Origin of the sequence: Pseudomonas sp. B16120, assembly GCF_044218845.1 — a bacterium.
Lineage (GTDB): Bacteria > Pseudomonadota > Gammaproteobacteria > Pseudomonadales > Pseudomonadaceae > Aquipseudomonas > Aquipseudomonas paracarnis.
Map to the genome: position 1 here is coordinate 6,216,699 of NZ_CP162588.1, position 22,725 is coordinate 6,239,423.

Sequence of the window (22,725 nt, forward strand, 5' to 3'; positions counted from 1 at the left end):
GGACACACACTTTGGCCATATTTATCTCCTTTTGGCCGCTCCTGTCGTTCTCATAAAGCGCGTGCGCCGCAAGACTGCACTCACGAATACAGCCTGCGGAGAACAACAAATGCTGACGATCTACTCGGACGATCACCACCTGCACCATGGCCGCTGTGAACTGATGGACGGGCAACTGATGCCCTGCTTCGAAATGCCCTCGCGTGCCGATCACGTGCTGCAACGGGTCAAGGACCGTGAACTGGGCCCCGTGCAGGCCCCTCAGGACTTCGGCCTGGCGCCGCTGCAACGTATTCACAGCCGTGACTATCTCGACTTCTTCAAAGGCGCCTGGCAACGCTGGACCGAGTACGGCCAGGACGGCGACCTGTTGCCCTACACCTGGCCCGCTCGTACGTTGCGCCGTGTGCTTCCCACCAGCCTGCACGGCCAATTGGGCTATTACAGTTTCGATGGTGGCGCGCCGATCACCGCCGGCACCTGGCAAGCGGCCTACAGCGCGGCGCAAGTGGCCCTTACCGCGCAGGCCGCCATCGCGCAAGGCGCCCACAGTGCCTTCGCCCTGTGCCGCCCGCCGGGGCATCACGCCGCCAGCGATTTGATGGGAGGTTATTGCTACCTCAACAACGCGGCCATCGCAGCCCAGGCATTCCTTGATCAAGGCTGCAAAAAGGTCGCGATCCTCGACGTGGACTACCACCACGGTAACGGCACGCAGTCGATTTTTTATGCGCGCAGCGACGTGCTGTTCACCTCGATTCACGGCCATCCGGAGGCAGAATTTCCGTTCTTCCTTGGCTACGCCGATGAGCATGGCGAGGGCGCCGGCGTTGGTTTCAACTTCAACTATCCGTTGCCGGCCGGGTCCGGCTGGCAGGCCTGGAGCGCGGCGCTGGAACAGGCCTGCGCCGAGATCGAGCGCTACGCCGCCGATATCATCGTGGTGTCCCTGGGCGTGGACACGTTCAAGGACGACCCTATCTCGCAGTTCAAGCTCGACAGCCCGGACTACCTGGCCATGGGCGCGCGCATTGCCCGTCTGGGCAAGCCTACGCTGTTCGTGATGGAAGGCGGCTACGCGGTGGAGGAAATCGGCATCAACGCCGTCAACGTGCTGGAAGGTTTCGAGGAAGCAGCCCAATGAACATACTCAAGTCGCTCGCCCTGTGCGCCGTGGTTGTCAGCGGCGCAGCCCAGGCCGAAGAAAAAACCCTGAAGGTCTACAACTGGTTCGACTACATCACGCCCAAGGCGCTGGAAGACTTCAAGGCCCAGCACCCGTCGATCAAGCTGGTGTACGACATCTTCGACACCAACGAAGCCCTGGAAGCCAAACTGCTCACCGGCAACTCCGGCTATGACGTGGTGGTACCCTCCAACGTGTTCCTGGCCAAACAGATCGAAGCCGGCGTGTTCCAGCCCCTGGACCGCAGCCAACTGCCCAACTGGAACCACCTCGATCCCAAGCTGATGAAGCTGATCGAGGCCAACGACCCCGGCAATCAATACGCCGTGCCCTACATGTACGGCACCATCCTGATCGGCTTCAACCCAGCCAAGGTCAAGGCGGCCCTGGGCGACAACGCCCCCGTGGACAGCTGGGACCTGATCTTCAAGGAAGAGAACATCAGCAAGCTCAAGCAATGCGGCGTCGCGCTGCTGGACTCGCCCTCGGAGATCCTGCCCCTGGCGTTGCAGCACCTGGGCCTGGACCCCAACAGCAGCAACCCCAAGGACTACGACAAGGCCGAAGCGCTGTTGATGAAGATCCGCCCGTACATCACCTACTTTCACTCTTCCAAATACATGGCGGACATCGCCAATGGCGATATCTGCGTGGCGGTGGGCTACTCCGGCAGTTTTTCCCAGGCCGCCAACCGCGCCAAGGAAGCCAAGAATGGCGTGACCGTGGATATGCGCTTGCCCAAGGAAGGCGCGCCGATCTGGTTCGACATGCTCGCCATTCCCAAGGGCGCTAAAAATCCGGGCGACGCCTACACCTTCATCAACTATTTGTTGCAACCCGACGTCATCGCACCGGTCAGCGATTTTGTCGGTTATCCCAACCCGAACAAGGACGCTACCGAGCGGGTCGACCCGGCCATACGCAACAACCCCAACCTGTACCCGACCGACACGGCCATGACCACGCTCTACACCCTCAAACCCCTGGACAGCAAAGCCGAACGCGCCAGGACAAGGGCCTGGACCAAGATTAAGTCCGGGAGGTGAAGCGCTGTACTGGCGTACGTGCATTTAACAGCAGGCCTATGTAAGCATCGCCTACCTGTCTGGCCGAGCCCTAGCATGGAAATTCCGAACCTATACCTCGGGCTATCTCCATCAACCGGTCAGACAGGGAAGCCACTCTATGACCTCACCCGCTGCAAATAACCACACGAACGCCAAACGGCTGGATGAGCGCTCAGCGCTGTTCACCCAACTCTATGTCGGCCCTTCATTCAGGGAGACCGCATCGGCTCTGTTGCGCCAGTCACTTCGGGAACAGTACCCGACGCTGGATATCAACCCGGACATCGCCATGGTCGGCACGCCGACCTGGCGACTGATTGACGACGAGATTGTCGCGGGGCCCACGGAATATCAGGCACTCAGCGACATCCTCGCTCAACAGGCAGTTCTGTCAGTGCCGACCCTGTACATCGAGGGCGAACACTTTCTCACCCAGCAACCGATCGTCGAGCCGACGGTTCACTTGCCCGTGCGTATCTGTGAAATCGCCAAAACCCTCAACCTGCTGGCTCCTGTCATGCTGCGGGCCTTCCAGCAACAGTTGGTCGCCTACTGGAATCAAACCAACGGCAGCGGCCCCCATTGGCACGAGTTGTCGAGCATGTTGCGGGCAGTCTGGAATGTCGAGACCGCAGACGACTGGAGCGCCACCGAGTGCGCCATGGCGCGCACCCTGTTCACCCACCCCGATAAAGCCGACAGGAAGGGCAAATACCCTTACAACCTCAAGGCCTGCCTGATCGATATCGACCGCGTCGACGCTGACCACGTGACGCACCAGAATGAAGTGGTGATCGCGGTACTGCTCGGCGAACATGAAGGGCAGCGTTCGATCCTCATGTATTCACTGCTCAAGGGCTATGAAAAATTTTCTTCGCTGGAGCACCTGGGCAATTCATTGTCGTTGCACCTGCCAGCCTCTGCTTCGAACCAGGAAATTCATTGGCGGCTGTTCGAGCCTGATGGCGACTTTTTTGATCATCAGGCCTGCGCAATGGTGTCCGTGCTGGTCGAGGCCGTGGGTGCAATCGACTTCTCGGACCTGCGCCAGACCCATAACGCCGATGTCGTCCTCGGCACGCCGCCAGCCATCGCCCCGCTTGCCCCTGAAAAGGGCCCAGGGCTTGCCTGGTATCAGAACCAGTTGCCCGACTGGCTGACGAAGGCGTCCGTCGCCGACCAGAACTTCTTTGCCCGGCACTTGAAGGACCTCGCCGCCCTGCACAACCAGAACGCCGGCCGCTCTTACCTCGACGACGTTCCCTCCATCGAGGCTTACGCGTTGAAGGTGATCAAGGCGCAAATGATCAAGGATCATCCTGCCAGCGCCAACGTTCCCTTGGATAAAATCCGCCTGACGGTGAAAAGCCCGGTCATCTGGGGCACCTTCGTGGTGCCGGGTCAGTTCGAAACCACCTCTTTGAGCGTGGTAGAACTGGCCTTGCAAAACCTGATTGCGCTGCCGACCGGCAATCGATCTGTCGAGATCGATAAGGGGTTCAGCCTGCCTGGATGGATGACCTCAGGCTATTTTGTAGACTTGGTCACCGATGCCGATATCGGCAGTGCCTATCCCGCGTTGATCAAACAAAAACTGCTGGACGACCCGCAGGAGTCATTACGCCGTAAAACCCTCTATAGCCAGCACCTGCGTATCCAACTGCCTATGCAGGCCTTGCAAGCCAAGATTCGCCAGCAAGAAGGCATTGACGAGCGAGGCTACCGCTATGTGGCGGCGGTGTTACAAGACGAGGCCACTGACCGCCAGGTTGACGGGCAAACCATTGTGCTCAGGCCATTGGCGTTTCGGCCCCTGCGGCGCGCGGAAGCGACATTGGACACCGTTGCCAACATGTACGTGATCGGCCCCGAGGACCTGACGGCCGGCCCATGCCTGTTGTATCGACCGATGTTCACACCGCCCCTGATGCAGTTCCCGACTCCGGCCAATCTGATCTATGGGATTTCGCAATCGAGCACCCTGCGCGAGTCGGTACTGGCCTGGCTACCGGATGCGGTGCGTAACGACTACGCCAATTACGTATTCCCCGGCGCACTGCCTACGCCTTGGCAGGTGGCCGATTACCTGATCGAGCCTGACAAACTATGGACCATGAGCGGCCCCATGGCGCTGGGTGAACAAGTGCTTAACGGCGACCGATTTTCCACTCTGTTCAAAGCCAACGCCAATGCCTTGATCGAACTGTCGGATCGGCAATCGGTTTCCAATGCCGAAAACCGTTGGGCCACGTTCAAGCAAGCCGGCTGGCTGATATTCAACGCCGTGCTGCCCTTTCTCGGTCGTACCGTGGGCACGGCGGTGTGGATCTGGCAGGTGGTCGATCAACTGCAGAACTTTATCGAGGCCCAGGAGCACGGTGAGCAGCAAGCCGAGTGGTCGGCGCTCAGCGATGTCCTGCTCAACCTTGGCATGGCCATCACCCTGCATGTCGCCAGCCGCAGCCACCGTCCAGGCTACCCACGTAAGGCCCAGCCAACCCTGCCGCAGCCGACAAGCGCCACGGACGTCACCGTCAAACAACAGCCGTCCCTGACCCAGGCGTTGGCGTCCAAACATTCACCTCACTTGCACATCAGTGGCGCAATCAAGCGCGCCCCTGGCGAACTTGCCACCCTGCTCGACAGCTTCAAAATCAATAAGCCCGACGGCCTGGGCCCCGCTGAAAGCGCGGCAGGCCAGCACCAGCACCTATTCCGGCATGCACAGCGCTACTACGCCCCCGTGGGGGAGCGCTGGTTTGAGGTGAACACCGATGACGATGAAACAGTGGTCATCATCGACCCCAAGCAACCGGAGCGCACAGGCCCGACGTTGATTCACAACGCCCAGGGCCAATGGTTCATCGACACGCGTCTGCGTCTGCGCGGCGGCGGCCCGAAAAAACAACAGCAAAGGTCCAAATCCGAAGCGGACGTCAAGACAGTGGAAGCCCAGCGGCGATTGTCAGAATTTGAGCGAGACAAGAGCGCCACGCAATTGGAGATACAGGCGGCCCGCGCTGAGATGGAGGACCCCCAGGCCAGCACTTCGGCCGATGCCCGCCGTGAGATCTACCTGCAAAAGCTCGAGGCCCAGCGAAATAACTACGAAACGGCGCTGCAACAACTCAAGATCTTGAATGTGTTTGCCCCGACTGCGAATTATCAAGAGCAAGTCGTGCGCTACGTCGGCGCCCAGTTGGACCTGACGGAAACCGGTATACGCGAAGCTCAAGTCACGTTCACACCGAAGCTTAAAACCGTGCTGGACCAGATTGAGCGCCAGGCCAGCCATCCCGAGGAGCGTCATATCGAGGACGCCCAAACCTTGACCGAGATGAGCCAGGACATGATCGCACGCCTGAACTACACAGAGTCGCGGTTCGCTCAACTTAGAACGATGGGGCGATCCGGCTTCAAGGCTATCTGCCAACACCGCAAAAGCTTGCCGATTTACACGGCCCGCGACCTCAGGTTCCTGCAAGTGGCCCTGGCGCGCAATCTGTGCGTGGACGAAAACAGCATGACCACGGCTCCGGATGCCTGGAACGCCATCGACCGTATTGTCGACAGCGCCAATCTGTCGATTCAGACCTTGCGTGAAACCCTGTTCGAACGCAGCGAGTCGCGTCTGGACGAACGCATCGAAACCGTGGGCAGCCTGGTCGAACAGTTCAATGTCCTTGATGAACGCCTGCAGGACTTTCCAGCGGAATTTACCAACGTTGCACTGACCACCCCCCTTACGCGCCTGCGTGAAAAAATCCGCAGCTTCTACAACGAAACCGTTGGCCACCTGGAGCTGCTGCACAGTGACCGGGACGCCATCAGAAACCGGCCAACTCCGCCGCCGACCCCGCCTAAAGCCAGGAAAAAAGTCATTTATACGCGTTACAACGGTGTGCTGGTCGGTGACCCACGCCTGTCAGCAACAGGCGAGGAAACCGGTCTGGTAGATATCAGATCTCCACTGACTCAGGACATCATGGCGACCTTCCACGAAAAGCCCGCAGGCGTCTGGGTACAGCGCGTAACGCCCGCCGAAACACAACCCAGTGTTGTCGTGGACGTTGCCACCCGCATCAAACAGGCACAGGACCTGTTGGACGCACTGGAGACTTTCAAGCAGCGGACCGCCGAACAAGCGGCCAAGCCGGAGCGCACGGCCATCGGCATAGAAACGTTGTTTCACCAGCACGCATTGGCGCTGGAACAGGCGTCTTCGAATATTAAAGAGGCCCTCACCCAAGGCAACGCAACCGAGAGCCACAAGGACTCGGCTGCGCTTGTGGACAGGAAGCTCAACGAGGCGGCCCAAGCCCTCTACAAGGAGGCTTCACGCTACAAGTCGTTGTTGTTCAAAAAGCATCCACCCACCGTGCATGCTCTGGAATGGCTGCTGAAAAACCAAGAGGTCGTCATCAAGAAAACCGTCACGCGGCGACGGCTCAAAGGTCCGGAGAAGGACTATCTGGACGAGTACACCATCCACAACCGCGAAGACCATAGCGTGCTGTGGTATGCCCACTTTCATTACTCAACCGACTGGGTGCCCGCCAAGGCATTCCTGCGCGCGCGCCTGAAAACCCCGCAGGAGCACGCCCGTGGCGCGGAGTCCGACACCCTCAACGGCCTTGGCGAGAAGCAGAAAACCGCGGTGTATCTCAGTGAAATCAATCTAGACCAGGCCCGGCGGTTGTTTTTCACGGTGAAATGACTCGCCCCCCTGAGGCGGGGGCGTTCGCGCCCTCGACTCATGACCGCAGCCAGCCGCAGCGCGACGTATCTACCACCCCTGCGGTAACGTCGCTCGCTACCTTGCGCGTTCCTTAAAGCCCGTACGGGCCATTGAATGCAAAGGAGCTGCGCATGCCCAATGACACTGTCAACAATCACCGTCCACCTACTACCTATGAACTGCTGACCCAGTTAACCAGTGGCCCCACTATCCGCGAAGTGGCCGCAACGGCATTGCGCTCAGCCATCAAGGCGCTATATCCCACGCTGGATATCGAACCCGACCTGGCCATGGTCGTCAGCCCTCAATGGGTGGTGGTCGGCAACGACGTCGTGCGTGCGCCGGCCACTGTCGAATCGCTCACCTCAGTGCTGGCCCGCCAGGCACTGTCCAGCGAGAGAGTGACCTATATCGACGGCCAACATTTCCTCACCTTGCAGCCGTACGCTCTGATTCCTGTGCATCTGGCAGTGAAAATCGATGCCATCGCACGCCTGATCAACGAGCTATCCGACCTGCTGTTCACTGCATTCCAGGAACAGCAACTGGACTTCTGGAACGCGTCCAATGGCACCACCGGTCCGCGCTGGCAATCCTTATCCAGCACACTGAGGAAGGTGTGGAACATCACCGAAGAGCAAGGCCTGAGTGAGCACGAAAGCGCGATGGCACGTGCATTTTTCCAGGAACCCGACCTGGCCAGACGCTCGCTGAAAGACCCTTACAAGACCCACGCGTACCTGGTCGACGTGGACATTCTTGAAGCCGGCCGGTCCACCCATGCCAGCTTCTTGGATATCACCGTATTGGTGGGCGAGCACGCCAATCGCCCGATGATCCTGACGCACTCGTTGGTGAGCGGGTATGAAACGTTCGAGTCACTGGCACAATTGGGTGCCGCGCTGCCTGCGCGAATGAGTGCGCCCGCCAGGGACGCCACCTTGCAATGGCGCTTGTATGAACCCGACGGCAACTTCTTCGATACGCTGGCCTGCAATCTGATCTCGTTGCAAATCTACGCCATAGGCAGTTATGGCGAATCCGGCCTGGGTAACCTGGCCGAAGCAAAGGTGCCCGCGACCACGGTTGCCCGCATCGTGCCCAGTATCGAAGAAATGAGCGATCACCAGCTGTCGAATATCCGCGATATTCACCGACAACTTCCAGACTGGCTGGCTTCGGCAACGGACTCCGATATCGCCGCCTACGGCCGCTATATGATCAACCTGGCCCAACTGCACAGCCATTATCACGGCGAAACGTTTCATGACGGCATTCCAGCCATTCGTGACTACGCCCGGACACAGCTGCAAAACCTTATCCGCTCCCCCCAAGCGGGGGCGCGCCTGAACCTGGATAACATCGAAATCGTTATCGAGAGCCCAGTGCTGTGGGGCACGTTTATCGTCCCCGGAGCCGTGGACACCACACGACGCAGCCTGATCGACCTAGCCTTGGAAAACCTCACCGGCCTGCCCACCGGCAACGTGACAGTGCACTACAACGGCAGGGGCGGTGACGCCCCCGCATGGCTGACCTACAGCTACCTGAAAGACGTGATCGAGGACATCGACATCGGTCAGCGCTACCCCGCGCTGGTCAAACAGCAACTGCTCGATGACCCCACCCAGTCGAGTCACCGCCAACAGCTCTACATCCGCCACCTGCAGATTCAACTGCCGTTGCTGGCCCTGCAGATGAAAATCCGCAGCCAGGGCGGCTTCGATGAGCTGGGTTATCGCTACGTCGCCGCCGTCATGCATCCCGATGAACATGCGCGCCGTGTCGACGGGCACCCCATTGTCATCCGCCGCCTGGCCTTCGTGCCCAGTCTGCGCCCCGGGCCTGAGCAAGACGTGGTCACCAATATGTTCGTGATTGGCCCGAAGCATTCCGGCAACGGTCCCTGCGTACTCTATCGGCCATTGCTGGAGCCGGCCCTGATGCAATTTGCGTCGCGGCAAAACCTGCTCTATGCCATCAAACATGAGCGCTCCTTGCGCGAGTCGGTGTTGGCCTGGCTACCTGAACCGCAAAGATTCAACTACGCCCAATACGTTTTCCCCGACACCCTTCCTTCGCCCTGGACCGTGGTGCGCGCACTGGTCGAACCGCTCACCGTGCTGTACATGAGTGGCCCGGTGACGTTGAGCGATGAAGAAATGGGCAATGACATTTTTGCCACGCTGTTCAAGGCCAACGCCAATGCCATGGTCGAGTTGGCGACACGCCAGTCGGTGTCCAACGTACAGAAACGCTGGGCGACCTTTCGACAGGCCGGCTGGCAAATTTTCAACGCCGCCCTGCCCTTCCTGGGCCGCACCCTTGGCATCGCCGCTTGGGTCTGGCAAATCATGGACGACCTGCAGGCCGCTGAGGAGGCCGTGAACAAGAGTGACCAGCCCGCCTCCTGGACAGCGTTGGTGGATGTCTTCCTCAACCTCGGCATGGCCCTAACGCTGCACATCGCCCTGCGCCACCCTCGAGCGTCCAAGCGATCCGCTTCCCCCAGGGTCGGCACTGAACCCACGAAAACGACGATTGAAACGGTAGGCAGGCCGTCCGTTACCGAGAAGACATTTACTTCAGTCCAACAGGCCACTATTTCCGACAGCCAACTTTCAGCCAAGCATCAAGGCCCCGTGCACACTCGCGGAGCCCTCAGTCACAGCCGCCTCGGACTGGCCAAGACGCTCGACAGCTTCAAGGTCGCCAAGCCCGAAAAACTCGGTGAACAAAATAAAAACCCCGGTCACCATCTCAATCTCTATCCGCTTGCAGATAAGTGGTACGCACCGGTCAGCGAGCGTTGGTTCGAGGTCACGGTGGATGACAACGACAGCGTCGTCATCATCGACCCGAAGGAACCTTCGCGTACCGGCCCACCGCTGATCGGCAACCTCGCGGGGCAATGGTTTGTCGATGTCCGTTTGCGGCTACGCGGCGGCGGTCTTCGAAACCGGCGGCGTGCGGTCAAGATCGATCAGCCGGCGCGCATTGCGGCACTTATGACTCAACTCAACGCCTTCGACGCGGTCGCCGCCCGCCAACAGCTGGACGTGCTTGAGGCAAAGCCTGCGCTGGACGCTGCCCCTGGCCCATCCACGGACCTTCGGCGTACAACGTTCATCGGTAAAGTCGACAGCCGGCTGGCGGCGTATGACGAAGCGATCAGCCAACTGAAGTCCTTGAGCATCATCGACACGGTGCCCACCTACAAGAGCACTATGAGCGGTTACCTGAAACAGCAATTGCAACTGACTCAGATCGCTTTGGAGCAACAAGTGGTGAGTTATAGGGAGGCCCTGAAGTCGTCGTCCCCAATCCTCGACGCCGAGGTGGACATCGACTATAAAAACCAGGCTCGCAGCGCCCAAGACCTGTCCACCCTGAACCAGGCAATCATCAAGCGCCTGCAGTTCATCAACGACCGTTTCAACGATCTCAGAGCATTGGGAGATGAGGGTGCAGCCGTCATTCGTAAAACCATCGGGGAGTTGCCACAGCTGACCCTCACTGAACTCAAATCCCTGGAGATCATCCTGGGCCGCTACTTGTGTATCGATGAAGAGCAACGCCAGATCCCCGCCACGCTGCGCGAGCGGATGGGCCAGATCGTCGATAGCGCCGAACTGAACGTCGAGAGTTTCAATGAGATTGTGGAACGCGGTAATGGCGCATCGCTGGATGAGCGCATCGATGTACTCAACAGCCTGGTAGAGCAATTTTCCACTGCCGACCAGCGCCTGCTCGATCTTCACGCCGATTACCCACAACACTTGCACAAAAGCCGCCTGGAAAGTTTCCGCCAACAGATTGGCGAGTTCAGCCAACGGGCCGTGCACGACCTGGCGCAATTGCTGCGAACGAAGAAAGCCCTGGAGCCCAAGCCCGGCAGCTCGAAGACCGAGCCCCGCCCGCGGCGCAAAGTAATCAAAACACGCCATCACGGCTTGGTAATGGGTGAACCGCGTGAAACCGACAGTTCCCTGGTAGACGTCAGGGCCGGCATGACCGGCAAGGTGATCGCCACATTCCATGAAAAGTCGCCAGGGGTGTGGGTCACACGGCACAAAACTGCGCTGCACCCACCCGTGCCTGTTTCGGTGGACCTGGACACCAGCATCAACGCTGGGCAAACGCTATTGGAGGGCGAACACGCCGAAATTCGCAAATACAAGGGTTTCTCAACAAAGCCCTGGCATGCTCCGCAAGACATTCAAGATATGTTCGATGACTATGCGAAGACGCTGGAAGACGCGTCAAAGAACATCGAAGAAGCGCTGACCCAGCGCAATCTCACAGAAAGCGAACATACCTCCGCTGCTGTGACCAATCGTCATCTCAAAGACGCGGCACAACGTTTCTATCGGCAGGGCAAAGAAACCTACATCGACATGATCAAGCGCCAGCCCCCAACCGCGGAACGGGTGAACTGGCTGCACAGCCAGGGGCTGATCACCATCGTCAAGGTCATCACTCGGCGTGCCCTCAAGGGGCCCAGAAAGGACTTTCTGGACGAGTACGAGATTCGCGATAACGAGAATGGCACGGCGCTGTGGTACGCGCACTTTCACTATGAAACCAAGAACGCTGCATTGGAGAATTTCACCAAGGATCATCTCAAGACCCGCGAACAACATCGGCTCGGCGGCGCCCACCAACGTACCGGGCCCAGTGACTGGGACATCATAGAAATCCACCGCCGCAGTATCGGTGAGCAACTGGCCAAGTCGCTGTTCTTCAAGAACTGATCGGCTACGCCTTCCACGCTTGACGCAAACGCGCCAGCGCCTGCGCAATGGCCGCCTCCGGCACGGCGGCAAACCCCATCACCAGGCCAGCATGCTGGTCCGGTGGCGGGCGTGTGCCAGCCAGCCAATAGCTGCTCAAACCATTGATCTCGACATCCACTGCACGGGCCTGAGCGAGCAACGCCTGCTCCCGGGCCAGGCTGTCCACCCGCACCGTGATGTGCAAACCCGCCGCGGCATTTGGCAACGCGCCGACCCCGGGCAACCCGGTGGGCCATCCGGCCAACAACGCATTGCGCCGGCTGAGCGCGGCGCGACGCATCCGACGAATGTGGCGCTGGAAGTGCCCCGCCGCCATGAACTCGGCCATCACCGCCTGGGTGCTGACTTCGGAGTGACGCACGTCCACGGCGCGGCGCCGGGTGAAGGCTTGCACCAGGCCCGGTGGCAACACCAGATAACCCAGGCGCAACGCCGGGAACGCCACCTTGCCGAAGGTGCCCACATACAGCACGCGGCCACTGCGATCCAGCGCGGCCAACGGTGACAGCGGCGCGCCGCTGTAGCGGTACTCGCCGTCGTAATCGTCTTCCACGATCCAACCGCCTGAACGTTCGGCCCAGGCCAGCAATTCCAGGCGCCGAGCCAGGCTCATCACCACGCCCAGCGGGTACTGATGGGAAGGCGTGACATACGCCACGCGGCAATCATTGAGGGTACTGAGCACCTGGCAATCCATGCCCTCGCCGTCGACCGGCACGCCATGCAGTCGCCCGCCGGCCAAAGCGAATGCATGGCCGGCCGCGCGATAGCCAGGGTTTTCCACCGCCACGCCATCCCCAGGCTCCACCAGCAACTGTGCACAAAGGCTAATGGCCTGCTGTGCGCCGCTGGTGATCACAATTTGTTCAGCCGTGCATTGCATGCCGCGCGAGCTGCGCAGGTACGCGGCGATCAAACCGCGCAGGCGACCGTCACCGGCCGGGTCGCCATAGCACAGCTGTTCCAGGTCGGGTTTGCGCCAGAACGCCCCATTCAGCTTGGCCCATACCTCAAACGGGAACAGATCGAAGGCGGGTACGCCCACGCGAAATGCCCGGGGCGGTCCCAACGGCGGCTGAGGCAGATGATGGTCTTTTACCCGTGCCAAACCGGCGCTGTGGATAACTTCGTCATCTAAATCCTCGGGCATATTCGCCCATTTTGTGGATAAGCCTGGGGATAAGCCTGTTGACAACCCTGTGGATACTTTTGTGGATAGTTTTTCGGCCATCGGCAATTGGGCAACATAGGTGCCATCACCGACCCGGCTTTCGATAAACCCCTCCGCGTACAGCTGATCGTAGGCGCGCACCACGCTGTTGCGGGAAATCGACAAGGCCGCCGCCAGATCACGGGTAGCGGGCAGCCGCGTGCCACTGACCAATCGCCCATCCAATACCCGCTGGCGCAGGGCCTCATACAGCTGGCGCGTGAGGCCCTGGCGGCGGTCTAGCTCGATACCGGCGGGGTTGAAGGACAACGGTGGCGAAACAGGCGGCATATTGGACCTATAAAAATAGCGCTAGATGGCTCTTACAACGAACCAATAGCCTGCCTAGGATGCAGGCATTCGCCAAGGAAAATCTCCATGTACACACCCCGCGCCTTTGCTCTCGATGACTTGCCCGAAATCCAGCAACTGATCCAGCACACCCGTCTGGCGCAGTTGGTAACCGTGGGTGAAAACGGCCTGCAAGCCAGCCACTTGCCCTTGCTGCTCAACCCCGATGAAGGGCCCAATGGCACGCTGTACGGTCACTTGGCCAAAGCCAACCCGCAATGGCGCGAGCTGCAAAATGGCGGTGAAGCGCTGGTGATCTTCGCCGGTGCCGACGCCTATATCAGCCCGGCGTTTTACCCCGCCAAGGCCGAGCACGGCAAAGTGGTCCCGACCTGGAACTACATCGCCGTGCACGCCTATGGCACGCCTGCGGTATTCAGCGACGCCGAGCGCTTGCTCAAGGTGGTCACCGCCCTCACCGACCGCCATGAAAGCGGCCGCGCCCAACCCTGGCGTGTCAGCGACGCACCGGCGGACTACATTGACGGCATGCTCAAGGCCATCGTCGGCTTTGCCCTGCCGATCAAGCGCCTGGTGGGCAAACGCAAGCTCAGCCAGAACCGCAGCGCCGCCGACATGGCCGGTGTGCGTGACGGCCTGGCCGCCAGTGCCGATGTACGTGACCAGACCCTCGCCCGCTTTATTCCCCAAGGAGTTTCAGAATGAGCTTGATCGACATTCGCCAGGTTACAGCCGCCGACCAAGCCGCCTGGCTGCCGCTGTGGCAGGCCTACTTGGCGTTCTACAACACCGAACTGCCGGACGCCGTCAGCCAAAGCACTTGGCAACGCCTGATCGACCCCCGCGAGCCGACCCATTCGGCACTGGCCTGGCAGGACGGCAAGGCGGTGGGCATGGTCAACTTCATCTACCATCGCTCCAACTGGAGCATCGAGAACTCCTGCTACCTGCAGGATTTGCTGGTGGACCCGACCCAACGTGGCACGGGCGTAGGTCGCAAGCTGATCGAATTCGTCTACGCCACCGCCAAGGCCGATGGCTGCTGCAAAGTGCACTGGTTGACCCACGAGACCAACGCCACCGCGATCCAACTCTACGAGCGCATCGCCGAACGCCCAGGCTTCATCCAATTTCGCAAAGGTCTTTAAGGAGCACAGCATGATCACTTCCCTCGCTGATTGGAAAGGCATCCCGGCGCCGACTGCGCAACTGCTTGAAGGGCGTTTTATCCACTTGGAAAAGCTCGACCCGGCGCGCCATGCCGATCAACTGTGGCAAGCCCTTGAAGGCCCAGGGGCCGACCCGAAGCTGTGGGATTACTTGCCCTACGGCCCGTTCACCGAGCGCAGTGCCTTCGACGCCTGGTTGAACAACCACGCCGCCCACAGCGACCCGTACTTTTTCAGCGTGATCGACCGCGCAACGGGCCAGGTTCAGGGCATCCTCAGCCTGATGTCCATCGTCCCGGCGCAAGGCCGTATCGAAATCGGCCACGTCACCTTCGGCGCACCGATGCAGCGCTCGCCGAAAAGCACCGAAGCGGTGTACCTGCTGGCCAAATATGCGTTCGAGCAGGGCTACCGTCGGCTGGAGTGGAAGTGCAACAACGGCAACGCGCGGTCCAAGTACGCAGCCGAGCGCTTGGGGTTCAGTTTTGAAGGGGTGTTCCGCCAGCACATGGTGGTCAAAGGGCAGAACCGCGATACGGCGTGGTATTCGATCCTGGATTCGGAATGGCCGAAGGTCGGTGCCGGGTTTGAGGCGTGGTTGTCGCAGGCGAACCAGAGTGGGTCGGGCCAGTTGAAGACACTCACAGAGTGTCGGGGTTAATACTCACATGTGTGGGAGCTGGCTTGCCTGCGATACAGACACCTCGGTGTATCAGGCAAAACCAGTTGATGCCATCGCAGGCAAGCCAGCTCCCACAGGTTTGACTAGCGGTGAATCAGTCGGTCAGGCGCTGCGCCAGCACCGCAATATGCTCCGGTCCGATGCCGCAGCATCCACCCAGATGGCTAGCGCCGCGCGCTTGCCAATCGGCCGCCCATTGCAAGTAGCCGGGTGGGTCGAGGTCATCGCGCAACGGGTCCAGGCCATCGTTGGCCGTGGCTTCCTTGGGTTGCGGCGGGAAAGCGTTGGCGTAGGCGCCGATCTGAATCGCTACACCCAAACGGTCGAAGGTCTGGCGGGCAGCGTCAATCGCCGCGCCGATCACTTCCGGCTGGCTGCAGTTGAACAGCAATACCTGCACCCCCAGTTGCGCCGCCGCCTCGGCTGCGTCCGCCACCGGTTCGCCGGAGCGCAGGCGCGGCACCTCGTCGGTGTCTTCGTCTTTCAAGGTAAACGACAGCCAGAACGGCTTGCCATCCTTAGGCAGCCCGGCATGGATCGCCCGTGCTTCAGCGATTGAGCTCTGGGTTTCCGCCAGCCACAGATCGACATGCGGGGCCAGGCCGTTCACCAAGGGGGTGAGCAACTCACTGACGCGCTCGGCCTGGAACAGATCTGGGCGATAAGAGCCAAATAGCGGCGGCAGTGAGCCGGCTACCTGCACGGCTTTACCGGAGGCCTGCACCGCCCGTCGCGCCAACTCACCGGCCAGGGCGGCGAGCGCCTGCCCTTCTTGGGCGAACCGCGCTTCGCCGATATGGAACGGCACCACCGCGTAACTGTTGCTGGTGATCACATTGGCGCCGCTGTCGATGTAGGCCGCGTGCACCGCCTCCACCGCTTGCGGCGCTTCGCTCAAGGCCAGTGCCGACCATTCCGGCTGACGGAACGGCGCCCCACGGCGTTGCAGTTCACGGCCCATGCCACCATCGAGAATTACTGTGCTTACTGCGCCCATATGCTTTTTACTCATATGCTTATGAAAATAACTCACTATGAGAGTCGTTCTTATAACTATTTAATGCGTACCGTTCGGTTAATAACAACCTCTTTTTTATTCAGGTGTTCGATTTTGAAATTCAGACCGCTGTTGGCCCTGGGCCTGACGATGTTGGCTGCTTCAACCCAAGCCTTTGGCGGTGCCACGCTGGATCGTGTCGAGCAGAAGAAAGAGCTGGTCGGCGTGCTGATGGAAAGCTATCCGCCGTTTTCATTTCTCAATGACCAGAACCAGCTCGACGGTTTCGACGTGGACGTGGCCAAGGCCGTGGCGCAAAAACTGGGCGTGAAGTTGCGCCTGGAAACTCCGTCCTGGGACGTGATCGCCGCCGGCCGCTGGAGCGGGCGCTACGACATCTGCATCTGTTCCATGACCCCAAGCAAGGCACGCGCCGAGGTGTTCGACTTCCCGGTGGAGTACTACGCCTCGCCCGCCGTGATTGTGGTCAATGCCAAGGACGACCGCATCCACGACGCCCGGGGCCTGACCGGCAAAAAAGTCGGCCTCACCAGCGCCTCGAGCTACGAAAGCTACCTGAACAAGAACCTGGTGATCGAAGGCGCCGAAGACACGCAGTTGCAGTACCCGTTCGAGGAGGTGCAGATCGCCCCGTACGACACCGACAACGTGGCGTTTCAGGATCTGGGCCTGGGCGCTGGCGTGCGCCTGGATGCGATCCTCACCAACCTGGTCACCGCGCAGCCGCGCCTGACCCAGGACAAGCGTTTCAAGCTCGCCGGTGCGCCGCTGTACTCGGAGCCCAACTCGGTGGCCATCGAGAAAGGCGACCCGCAGTGGGACAGCAAAGTGCGTGAGGTCTTCGCCCAGCTCAAGCAGGACGGAACCTTGAGCGCGCTGTCGCAAAAATGGATCGGCGCCGATATCAGCCGATGAGTTTTCGCCTACGGCTTTACCTGACCTGGGCGGCGCTGTTCGCGCTGTTTGCGAGTTTCTTCCTGAGCTTTGACCTGAAGTTCTCGATCATCCTCGACAAGCTGCCCAACCTGGTCGGCCTGCACCTTGCGCCCAACGGCTTCCTGCAAGGCGCGGCGCTGACGCTGTTCTTGTGCCTGTGCGCCATTGTCGCGTCGTCGGTGCTGGGCTTTATCACCGCGTTGGGGCGCCTGTCCAAAAGTGCCGTGGCGTTCGGCATCGCCAGTTTCTACGCCTCGTTCTTTCGCGGCACGCCGCTGCTGATCCAGATCCTGTTGATCTACCTGGGCCTGCCGCAATTGGGGCTGGTGCCAGGCGCCATCGTCGCCGGGATCATCGCGTTGTCACTGAATTACGGCGCCTACCTGAGCGAGATTTTCCGCGCCGGCATCCTCGGCGTGCCCCACGGCCAACGCGAGGCCGCGCTGGCCCTGGGCATGCGCGACAGGGCGATCTTCTGGCACGTGACCCTGCCCCAGGCCATGCGCACCATCATCCCGCCGGCCACCAACCAGTTCATCTCGATGCTCAAGGACTCCTCCCTGATCTCGGTGATGGGCGTGTGGGAAGTGATGTTTCTGGCGCAGTCCTATGGCCGCTCAAGCTACCGCTATATCGAGATGCTCACGACGGCGGCGATCATTTATTGGGTGATGTCCCTGGGGCTCGAATTGATCCAGGCGCGGATGGAGCGGCATTTCGGCAAGGGCTACGTGCGGCGCGGTTGACGGTCAGGGCCTGTTGCGCCGCACCTTGACCACGCCCATCTGCAAACCGAAGGGCCGAAACACGGCATTCAGCGATTTCAGGGTTGGGTTGCCATCGCCATGTTCGATATGCACCAGGGTACGCACCGAAATTTTGCACATTCTGGCGAACTGGCTTTGGTGCAGGCCGGTCACTTCGATGCGCAGGCGGCGTACGGCGGAGCCCAGCTCAAGCGAGCCACCGGCCAAGCCTTGTTCGACGCTGTCGATCAACAACGCACGAGCATCCATGCTAATCGTCATCTCAACCCCCACTGCCTGAGACGCAGGTCCAGTTTCCCTAATGGGATGCTTGGGTGATTCAAGGTCACAGCGGGCACGCCACTGGCCACCAGAAGATCCGGTAATGCACGCAGGTGCTCGGCTGTTTGTCGCAGGCGTTCAAAGCTTTGCTCGGGGTCGACGAGGTCGGCCAGAGCCTCGCATACCGCTCGCCAATTGATATCCCCGGCGAGTTCCAAGGGTTTGGGCCATTTGGTGGTTCGAGTGACGGCTTCAGCGTCCATTACCATGGGTGCCAAATCATAAATGGGGGCCAGGCGCAGCGCCTTGGGCTCGCGGATGATCGATGTATTGCGGCCGTGGTTATCCGAATTACCCAGCACTTTATTCAGCAAATCCCGGCGCAGGTACTCTGCGACCAGATCTGCGACGTGGTCCTCTTGTCCCACTGCTCGCCATTGATCGACCAACAGCCTCACCACCTCCAGATGATCCATGTAGCTGCCAGGGGTGGTCACACCGGCCAAGGAATAGATCGACTCGACGGCCAGCCGTTCAACACCGCCCTCACCCAGCCTGCGATCAAAACGATGCATCCACAGGCTGGGTTTTGTCGCCTCTTCCAGCGCCAGCCCTTGGGTGGCGACCGTTTCGATGCCAAGAGACTCAAGCGCCCGGTAATAGTGGTACTCACTTCGCAGGATATCTTGATCAGTCTGCGTAGCCTGGTTGCGCGCGAACTTGATGAACCAGTGCTGAGCGACGTCAGCGTCATTCAGGATCGCGTCTGGATACAGCAAGCCATCTACGCCTTGGGTCATCAACAATTTCGGTGCCTCGCCCCCTGCTCCGGTAGCACCGCCGATGGCAGCACCTTGTTCATAGGCATATTCCAGGAAACGGCTATCGCGACTGACGACCTCATGTCGTGCAAACCCCATCGGGGTTTCACCGCCCAGGGCTTGGATGGACTCCTTGATCCGCATGTTGCCAATCGGCGCCGACGTACTGCGCCCCAGCAAGAACAAGTCTTCATCGATGGCCTGAGGTTTCTCACGACCAAGACGCTGCATCAAAAAGCGCTTGGCCGCGCCGGCTGGCGCGATATCGTGCAAAAAAGCGGGGGCTGACTTGAGCACCGTAACGTCCCAATCCAGCGGGCACCGGGCACTGGCCGCGTAGCAAAAAGGCTGCTGGATCTCTTCGAGGTGATCGGCCAGATAATCCTGGCGGTAATGAAACCTGCAGGGCCCGACAAAACCCCGTTGCGGTTCAGGAAATTCAAGCCGCATAGCATCATGCCAGTGCCCGGCGGTGAAAATTTGCAGCGTCAAAGAGTAAGCGGTGTCTTTCTGCAATTTAGTGCACCTGCTAAGCAGTGATGAGAGCAACACATGCAATATAGTGCATTTCTCACTCATAGAGTGTCTTTATATATGCATTAAAATGCAGATATGGAGGGGAAAGACCTGGAGATATGCAATTTAATGCATACGACTTGACCGTCATCACTGCGACACATTTCTGCAACGACCTTGCGCTATACCAGTCGACTCGCTTGCCATAACAAGGTCGCCCAGCATGCCCCCGTGTCCACAACGCCTCGCGCTCGCCATCACCCTGTTGGCCAGCGGCGGTTTCATTGAAGCAGCCGCAGCCAAGACCCTGCAGATCGACACGCCTACGACACAGGGGCAAACCCTGGGTGGCAGTGATACGTTGACCACGTCGGCGCCTGGCAGCATTACAACCTCCGGGGTGGCGGTGACGCTCAAGGACGGCACCCGCGGTGCGGGGGTGGTGGTGACTAACGCGGGCAAGCTGGTCTCCAGTGGCGGTCGGGGTATCGACAGTTCGGGGAACGTCAGCGGGGAGCGCAGGTACAGCATTTACAACCTTGCCGGTGGGGTGATTCAAGGTGCCAATGATGCGTTGCGCATCAACAGTAACGTTGTCAGCGGCAGCGTGCTGATCGACAACAGCGGCACCCTTCGCTCGGCCACCGGCCAAGGGCTGGACCTGGATGCGCTGCGCAGCAGCAACGTCACCACCACGATCATCAACCGTGCCGGTGGCTTGATTCGCGGGGAGGCCAGCGACGGCATGAAGACTGGCGCCAACGCCTCTATCACTAACTACGGTGAGATCTCCACCGGCAACACCTTCTCCCGCGATGACAAGTTCGATGGCGTGGACATCGACTCCGCCAGCGGCGTGACGGTGACCAACTATGGCCTGATTTCCGGTGGCCGCCATGGCATCACCACGGACGAGGGCGCCACGCTGACCAACTACGGCACGGTGATCGGCCGCAACGGCTCGGGCTTTGGTTCCGATGGCGACGGCACTGTGATCAACCACGGCACCATCACCGGCGCGTTCTCCGGGCTGCAACCGGATGGCGACGGTGACGGCGTGGACATCGACAAGATCGCCCATATCGAAAACTACGGCGTCATCCAGGGTGTCGGCGCCGGGGGTGTCGACAAGAACGGCTTTGCCAACGGCAGCGAAGGGATCGCCCTGGGCGGTGGCTCTCTCTACAACGCCAAAGGCGCGTTGATCAGTGGTGCCAACAATGCCATCCTGGTGGACGACGGCAGCGACGGGCCGGGGCTCGCGGCTACCATCCTGGAGAACCACGGCACGATTCAGGGCCTGGATGGCTTTGGCGTGAAGTTCGTCGGCAACTATGCCGACACGGTTATCAATAGCGGCACCATCAGCGGCAGTAATGGCCTGGCCCTGGATTTGGGCGGCGGCGATGACCAGCTGATCTTGCGCAACGGCAGCCGCTTTATCGGCACGGTGGACGGCGGCAGTGGTTACGACCGACTGACCCTGGACGACGTCGCAGGCGGCAGTTTTGGCGACAGCCGCAACCTTGAATGGCTGGAGGTCAAGCAAGGTACCTGGACGTTGACCGGCCAGGGTGATTTCAGCGACGGCGGCAAGATTTCCAGCGGTGCCAAGCTGGTCAACCAAGGCGGGATTACCGGTAACGTGACGGTCGACACAGGCGGTGTGTATGCCGGCGGCGGCTCGGTGGGCAGCCTGGTGGTGAACGGCACCCTGCAGACCAACACCGCGTTGGGCACCGCCACCATCAACCGCGACTTGCGCATGGGCAGCGGCTCGACCCTGGCCTATGGCGTCAACGCCGACGGCAGCAGCGCGCCGATCAAGGTCGGCGGCACCGCTTACCTCAATGGCGCGACCCTGGCGGTCAACCCCGGCGAAGGCACCTACCCCTGGCAAAGCCATTACAGCGTGCTGCAAGCCGGCAGCATCAATGGCACGTTTGGCAAGGTCACCAGCGACTACGCCTTCCTGACCCCAACCCTGGATTACAGCGCCACTCAGGTCGGCCTTACATACACCCGTAACGACATCGCCTTCAACCAATTCGCCAGCACCGGCAATGGCGCCAGCGCCGCCAACAGCCTGGCAGGCCTGGGCACGAACAACCCGCTGTACAACGCCCTGCTCAATACCACCAGCGCCACAGCCGGGGCAGCCATCGAGCAACTGGCGGGCAGTAGCACCGCCAACCTCACCAGCGCCACCCTCAATGCCAGTGCGCAAGTGGGCCACAGCATGCTCGCCGCCATGCACCAGGTGGGTGGCGGTGCGGGACTGCTGGTGGGGCTCAATGACCAAGATACGCCGGTACTGGCCGCCACCGGCGTGCCCGCCGATGTGCGCAACCTCAATGACCCGAACGCGCGCGGCCGCCTGTGGCTGCAAGGCATCGGCAGCTACGGCAAGCTCGATGGCGAGCACGGCAGCAACGGCTTGACCCAACGCACCAAAGGTACAGTGCTCGGCGCCGATTGGGCGCTGGATAGTGACTGGCGCCTGGGTGTGCTGGGCGGTTACTCCAAGACCGACCTGGACACCACCGGTGTGGACGGCAGCGTCGACAGCTGGCACGCCGGCGTCTATGCCCTGCGCCAGAGCGGCCCACTGGCCTTGCGCCTGGGTGCGGCCTACAGCGGGCATCAGGGCGACAGTAAACGCACGGTGGCCTTCAACGGTTTTAACGACCGCCCCAAGGGCGACTATGACGCCAACAGCCAGCAGGCTTTCGCTGAACTGGGCTACGCCATGGGTAGTGGCCGCTTGAGCGCAGAACCGTTCGCCAACCTCGGCTACCAGCGCTACCAACGCGACGGCTATAACGAAAAAGGCGGCGCCGCTGCGTTGCATGTCGAGGGCCAGACCCAGGACAACTTCAGCAGCACCTTCGGCCTTCGCCTGGCGCACCTGAGCCAGCTGGACAACGGCGTCAGCCTCACACCTCGTGCCAGCGTTGGCTGGAAGCACACCTATGGCGATGTCGACAGCACCACACGCCAGGCTTTCCTGGCCGGTGGCACCGTCTTCAATGTGCAAGGCAGTGCGCTGGATCGGGACAGCCTGTTGCTCGAAGCGGGCCTGGACGTAGGCTTATCCGTCCGTCATCGCCTGGGCCTGGGCTATACCGGCGAAGTGGGCAGCAACAGCCGCAACCATGCGCTGACCGGCCAATGGCAGATGAGTTTTTAATCGCACCGTACTAGAGACAACTCCCGCAAAACGGTGGTCGATAGCCTGACAGTTAT

Annotated in this window: 14 protein-coding genes; 10 read left to right on the forward strand and 4 right to left on the reverse strand. The window is 60.5% G+C overall.

The genetic code is table 11. From position 1 onward, the window contains the following. Window positions 1-109: 109 nt before the first annotated feature. From AB4P90_RS29110 to AB4P90_RS29125, 4 genes are all read left to right on the forward strand, one after another. Window positions 110-1,144, forward strand: a complete 1,035-nt coding sequence (locus tag AB4P90_RS29110; protein ID WP_020302826.1) for a histone deacetylase family protein — start codon at window positions 110-112, stop codon at window positions 1,142-1,144. Further along, a complete protein-coding gene (locus AB4P90_RS29115; protein ID WP_019818144.1) occupies window positions 1,141-2,232 on the forward strand; it encodes a polyamine ABC transporter substrate-binding protein in 1,092 nt (363 codons plus the stop codon). The genes AB4P90_RS29110 and AB4P90_RS29115 overlap by 4 nt, the downstream gene beginning before the upstream one ends. A gap of 139 nt (window positions 2,233-2,371) precedes the next feature. Continuing rightward, the gene (locus tag AB4P90_RS29120; protein WP_395605555.1) at window positions 2,372-6,970 is read left to right on the forward strand and encodes a dermonecrotic toxin domain-containing protein; all 4,599 of its coding nucleotides are present in this window, start codon (window positions 2,372-2,374) and stop codon (window positions 6,968-6,970) included. Window positions 6,971-7,122: 152 nt separating this feature from the next. Next, a complete protein-coding gene (locus tag AB4P90_RS29125) occupies window positions 7,123-11,745 on the forward strand; it encodes a dermonecrotic toxin domain-containing protein (RefSeq protein WP_395605556.1) in 4,623 nt (1,540 codons plus the stop codon). 4 nt (window positions 11,746-11,749) lie between these two features. On the opposite strand, the gene AB4P90_RS29130 is transcribed toward AB4P90_RS29125, so the two are convergent. Further along, entirely contained in the window at window positions 11,750-13,288 is a 1,539-nt protein-coding gene (locus AB4P90_RS29130; protein WP_106111408.1) for a PLP-dependent aminotransferase family protein, read from the reverse strand. Window positions 13,289-13,375: 87 nt separating this feature from the next. Between AB4P90_RS29130 and AB4P90_RS29135 the strand changes: the two genes are divergently transcribed. The 3 genes from AB4P90_RS29135 to AB4P90_RS29145 are packed head-to-tail and all read left to right on the forward strand — an operon-like array spanning window position 13,376 to window position 15,139. Continuing rightward, window positions 13,376-14,014: an FMN-binding negative transcriptional regulator gene (locus AB4P90_RS29135; protein WP_014720542.1), complete on the forward strand. Its 639-nt coding sequence runs from the start codon at window positions 13,376-13,378 to the stop codon at window positions 14,012-14,014. Next, window positions 14,011-14,457, forward strand: a complete 447-nt coding sequence (locus AB4P90_RS29140) for a GNAT family N-acetyltransferase (RefSeq protein ID WP_014720543.1) — start codon at window positions 14,011-14,013, stop codon at window positions 14,455-14,457. Before AB4P90_RS29135 ends, AB4P90_RS29140 begins: the two co-directional genes overlap by 4 nt. Window positions 14,458-14,467: 10 nt before the next feature. Beyond that, window positions 14,468-15,139 (forward strand): GNAT family protein, encoded by a 672-nt coding sequence (locus AB4P90_RS29145; protein ID WP_323555097.1) that lies wholly within the window; start codon window positions 14,468-14,470, stop codon window positions 15,137-15,139. Between the two features lie 115 nt (window positions 15,140-15,254). Here AB4P90_RS29145 and AB4P90_RS29150 read toward each other — a convergent pair whose 3' ends face one another. Further along, window positions 15,255-16,157 (reverse strand): homocysteine S-methyltransferase family protein, encoded by a 903-nt coding sequence (locus tag AB4P90_RS29150; protein WP_014720545.1) that lies wholly within the window; start codon window positions 16,155-16,157, stop codon window positions 15,255-15,257. Between the two features lie 114 nt (window positions 16,158-16,271). Between AB4P90_RS29150 and AB4P90_RS29155 the strand changes: the two genes are divergently transcribed. Together AB4P90_RS29155 and AB4P90_RS29160 are read left to right on the forward strand one after the other, a co-directional pair. Continuing rightward, entirely contained in the window at window positions 16,272-17,093 is an 822-nt protein-coding gene (locus tag AB4P90_RS29155; RefSeq protein WP_197865128.1) for an ABC transporter substrate-binding protein, read from the forward strand. Next, entirely contained in the window at window positions 17,090-17,860 is a 771-nt protein-coding gene (locus tag AB4P90_RS29160; protein ID WP_014720547.1) for an amino acid ABC transporter permease, read from the forward strand. Before AB4P90_RS29155 ends, AB4P90_RS29160 begins: the two co-directional genes overlap by 4 nt. Window positions 17,861-17,863: 3 nt before the next feature. Here the strand turns inward: AB4P90_RS29160 and AB4P90_RS29165 are convergent, their stop codons facing one another. Continuing rightward, a complete protein-coding gene (locus AB4P90_RS29165) occupies window positions 17,864-18,142 on the reverse strand; it encodes a helix-turn-helix domain-containing protein (protein ID WP_014720548.1) in 279 nt (92 codons plus the stop codon). Next, complete coding sequence (locus AB4P90_RS29170) at window positions 18,139-19,479, reverse strand: type II toxin-antitoxin system HipA family toxin (RefSeq protein ID WP_395606116.1); 1,341 nt, start codon at window positions 19,477-19,479, stop codon at window positions 18,139-18,141. The genes AB4P90_RS29165 and AB4P90_RS29170 overlap by 4 nt, the downstream gene beginning before the upstream one ends. A 223-nt stretch (window positions 19,480-19,702) precedes the next feature. Here AB4P90_RS29170 and AB4P90_RS29175 point away from each other — a divergent pair, with 223 nt between their 5' ends. Then, a complete protein-coding gene (locus tag AB4P90_RS29175; RefSeq protein ID WP_395605557.1) occupies window positions 19,703-22,669 on the forward strand; it encodes an autotransporter domain-containing protein in 2,967 nt (988 codons plus the stop codon). Window positions 22,670-22,725 lie beyond the last annotated feature (56 nt).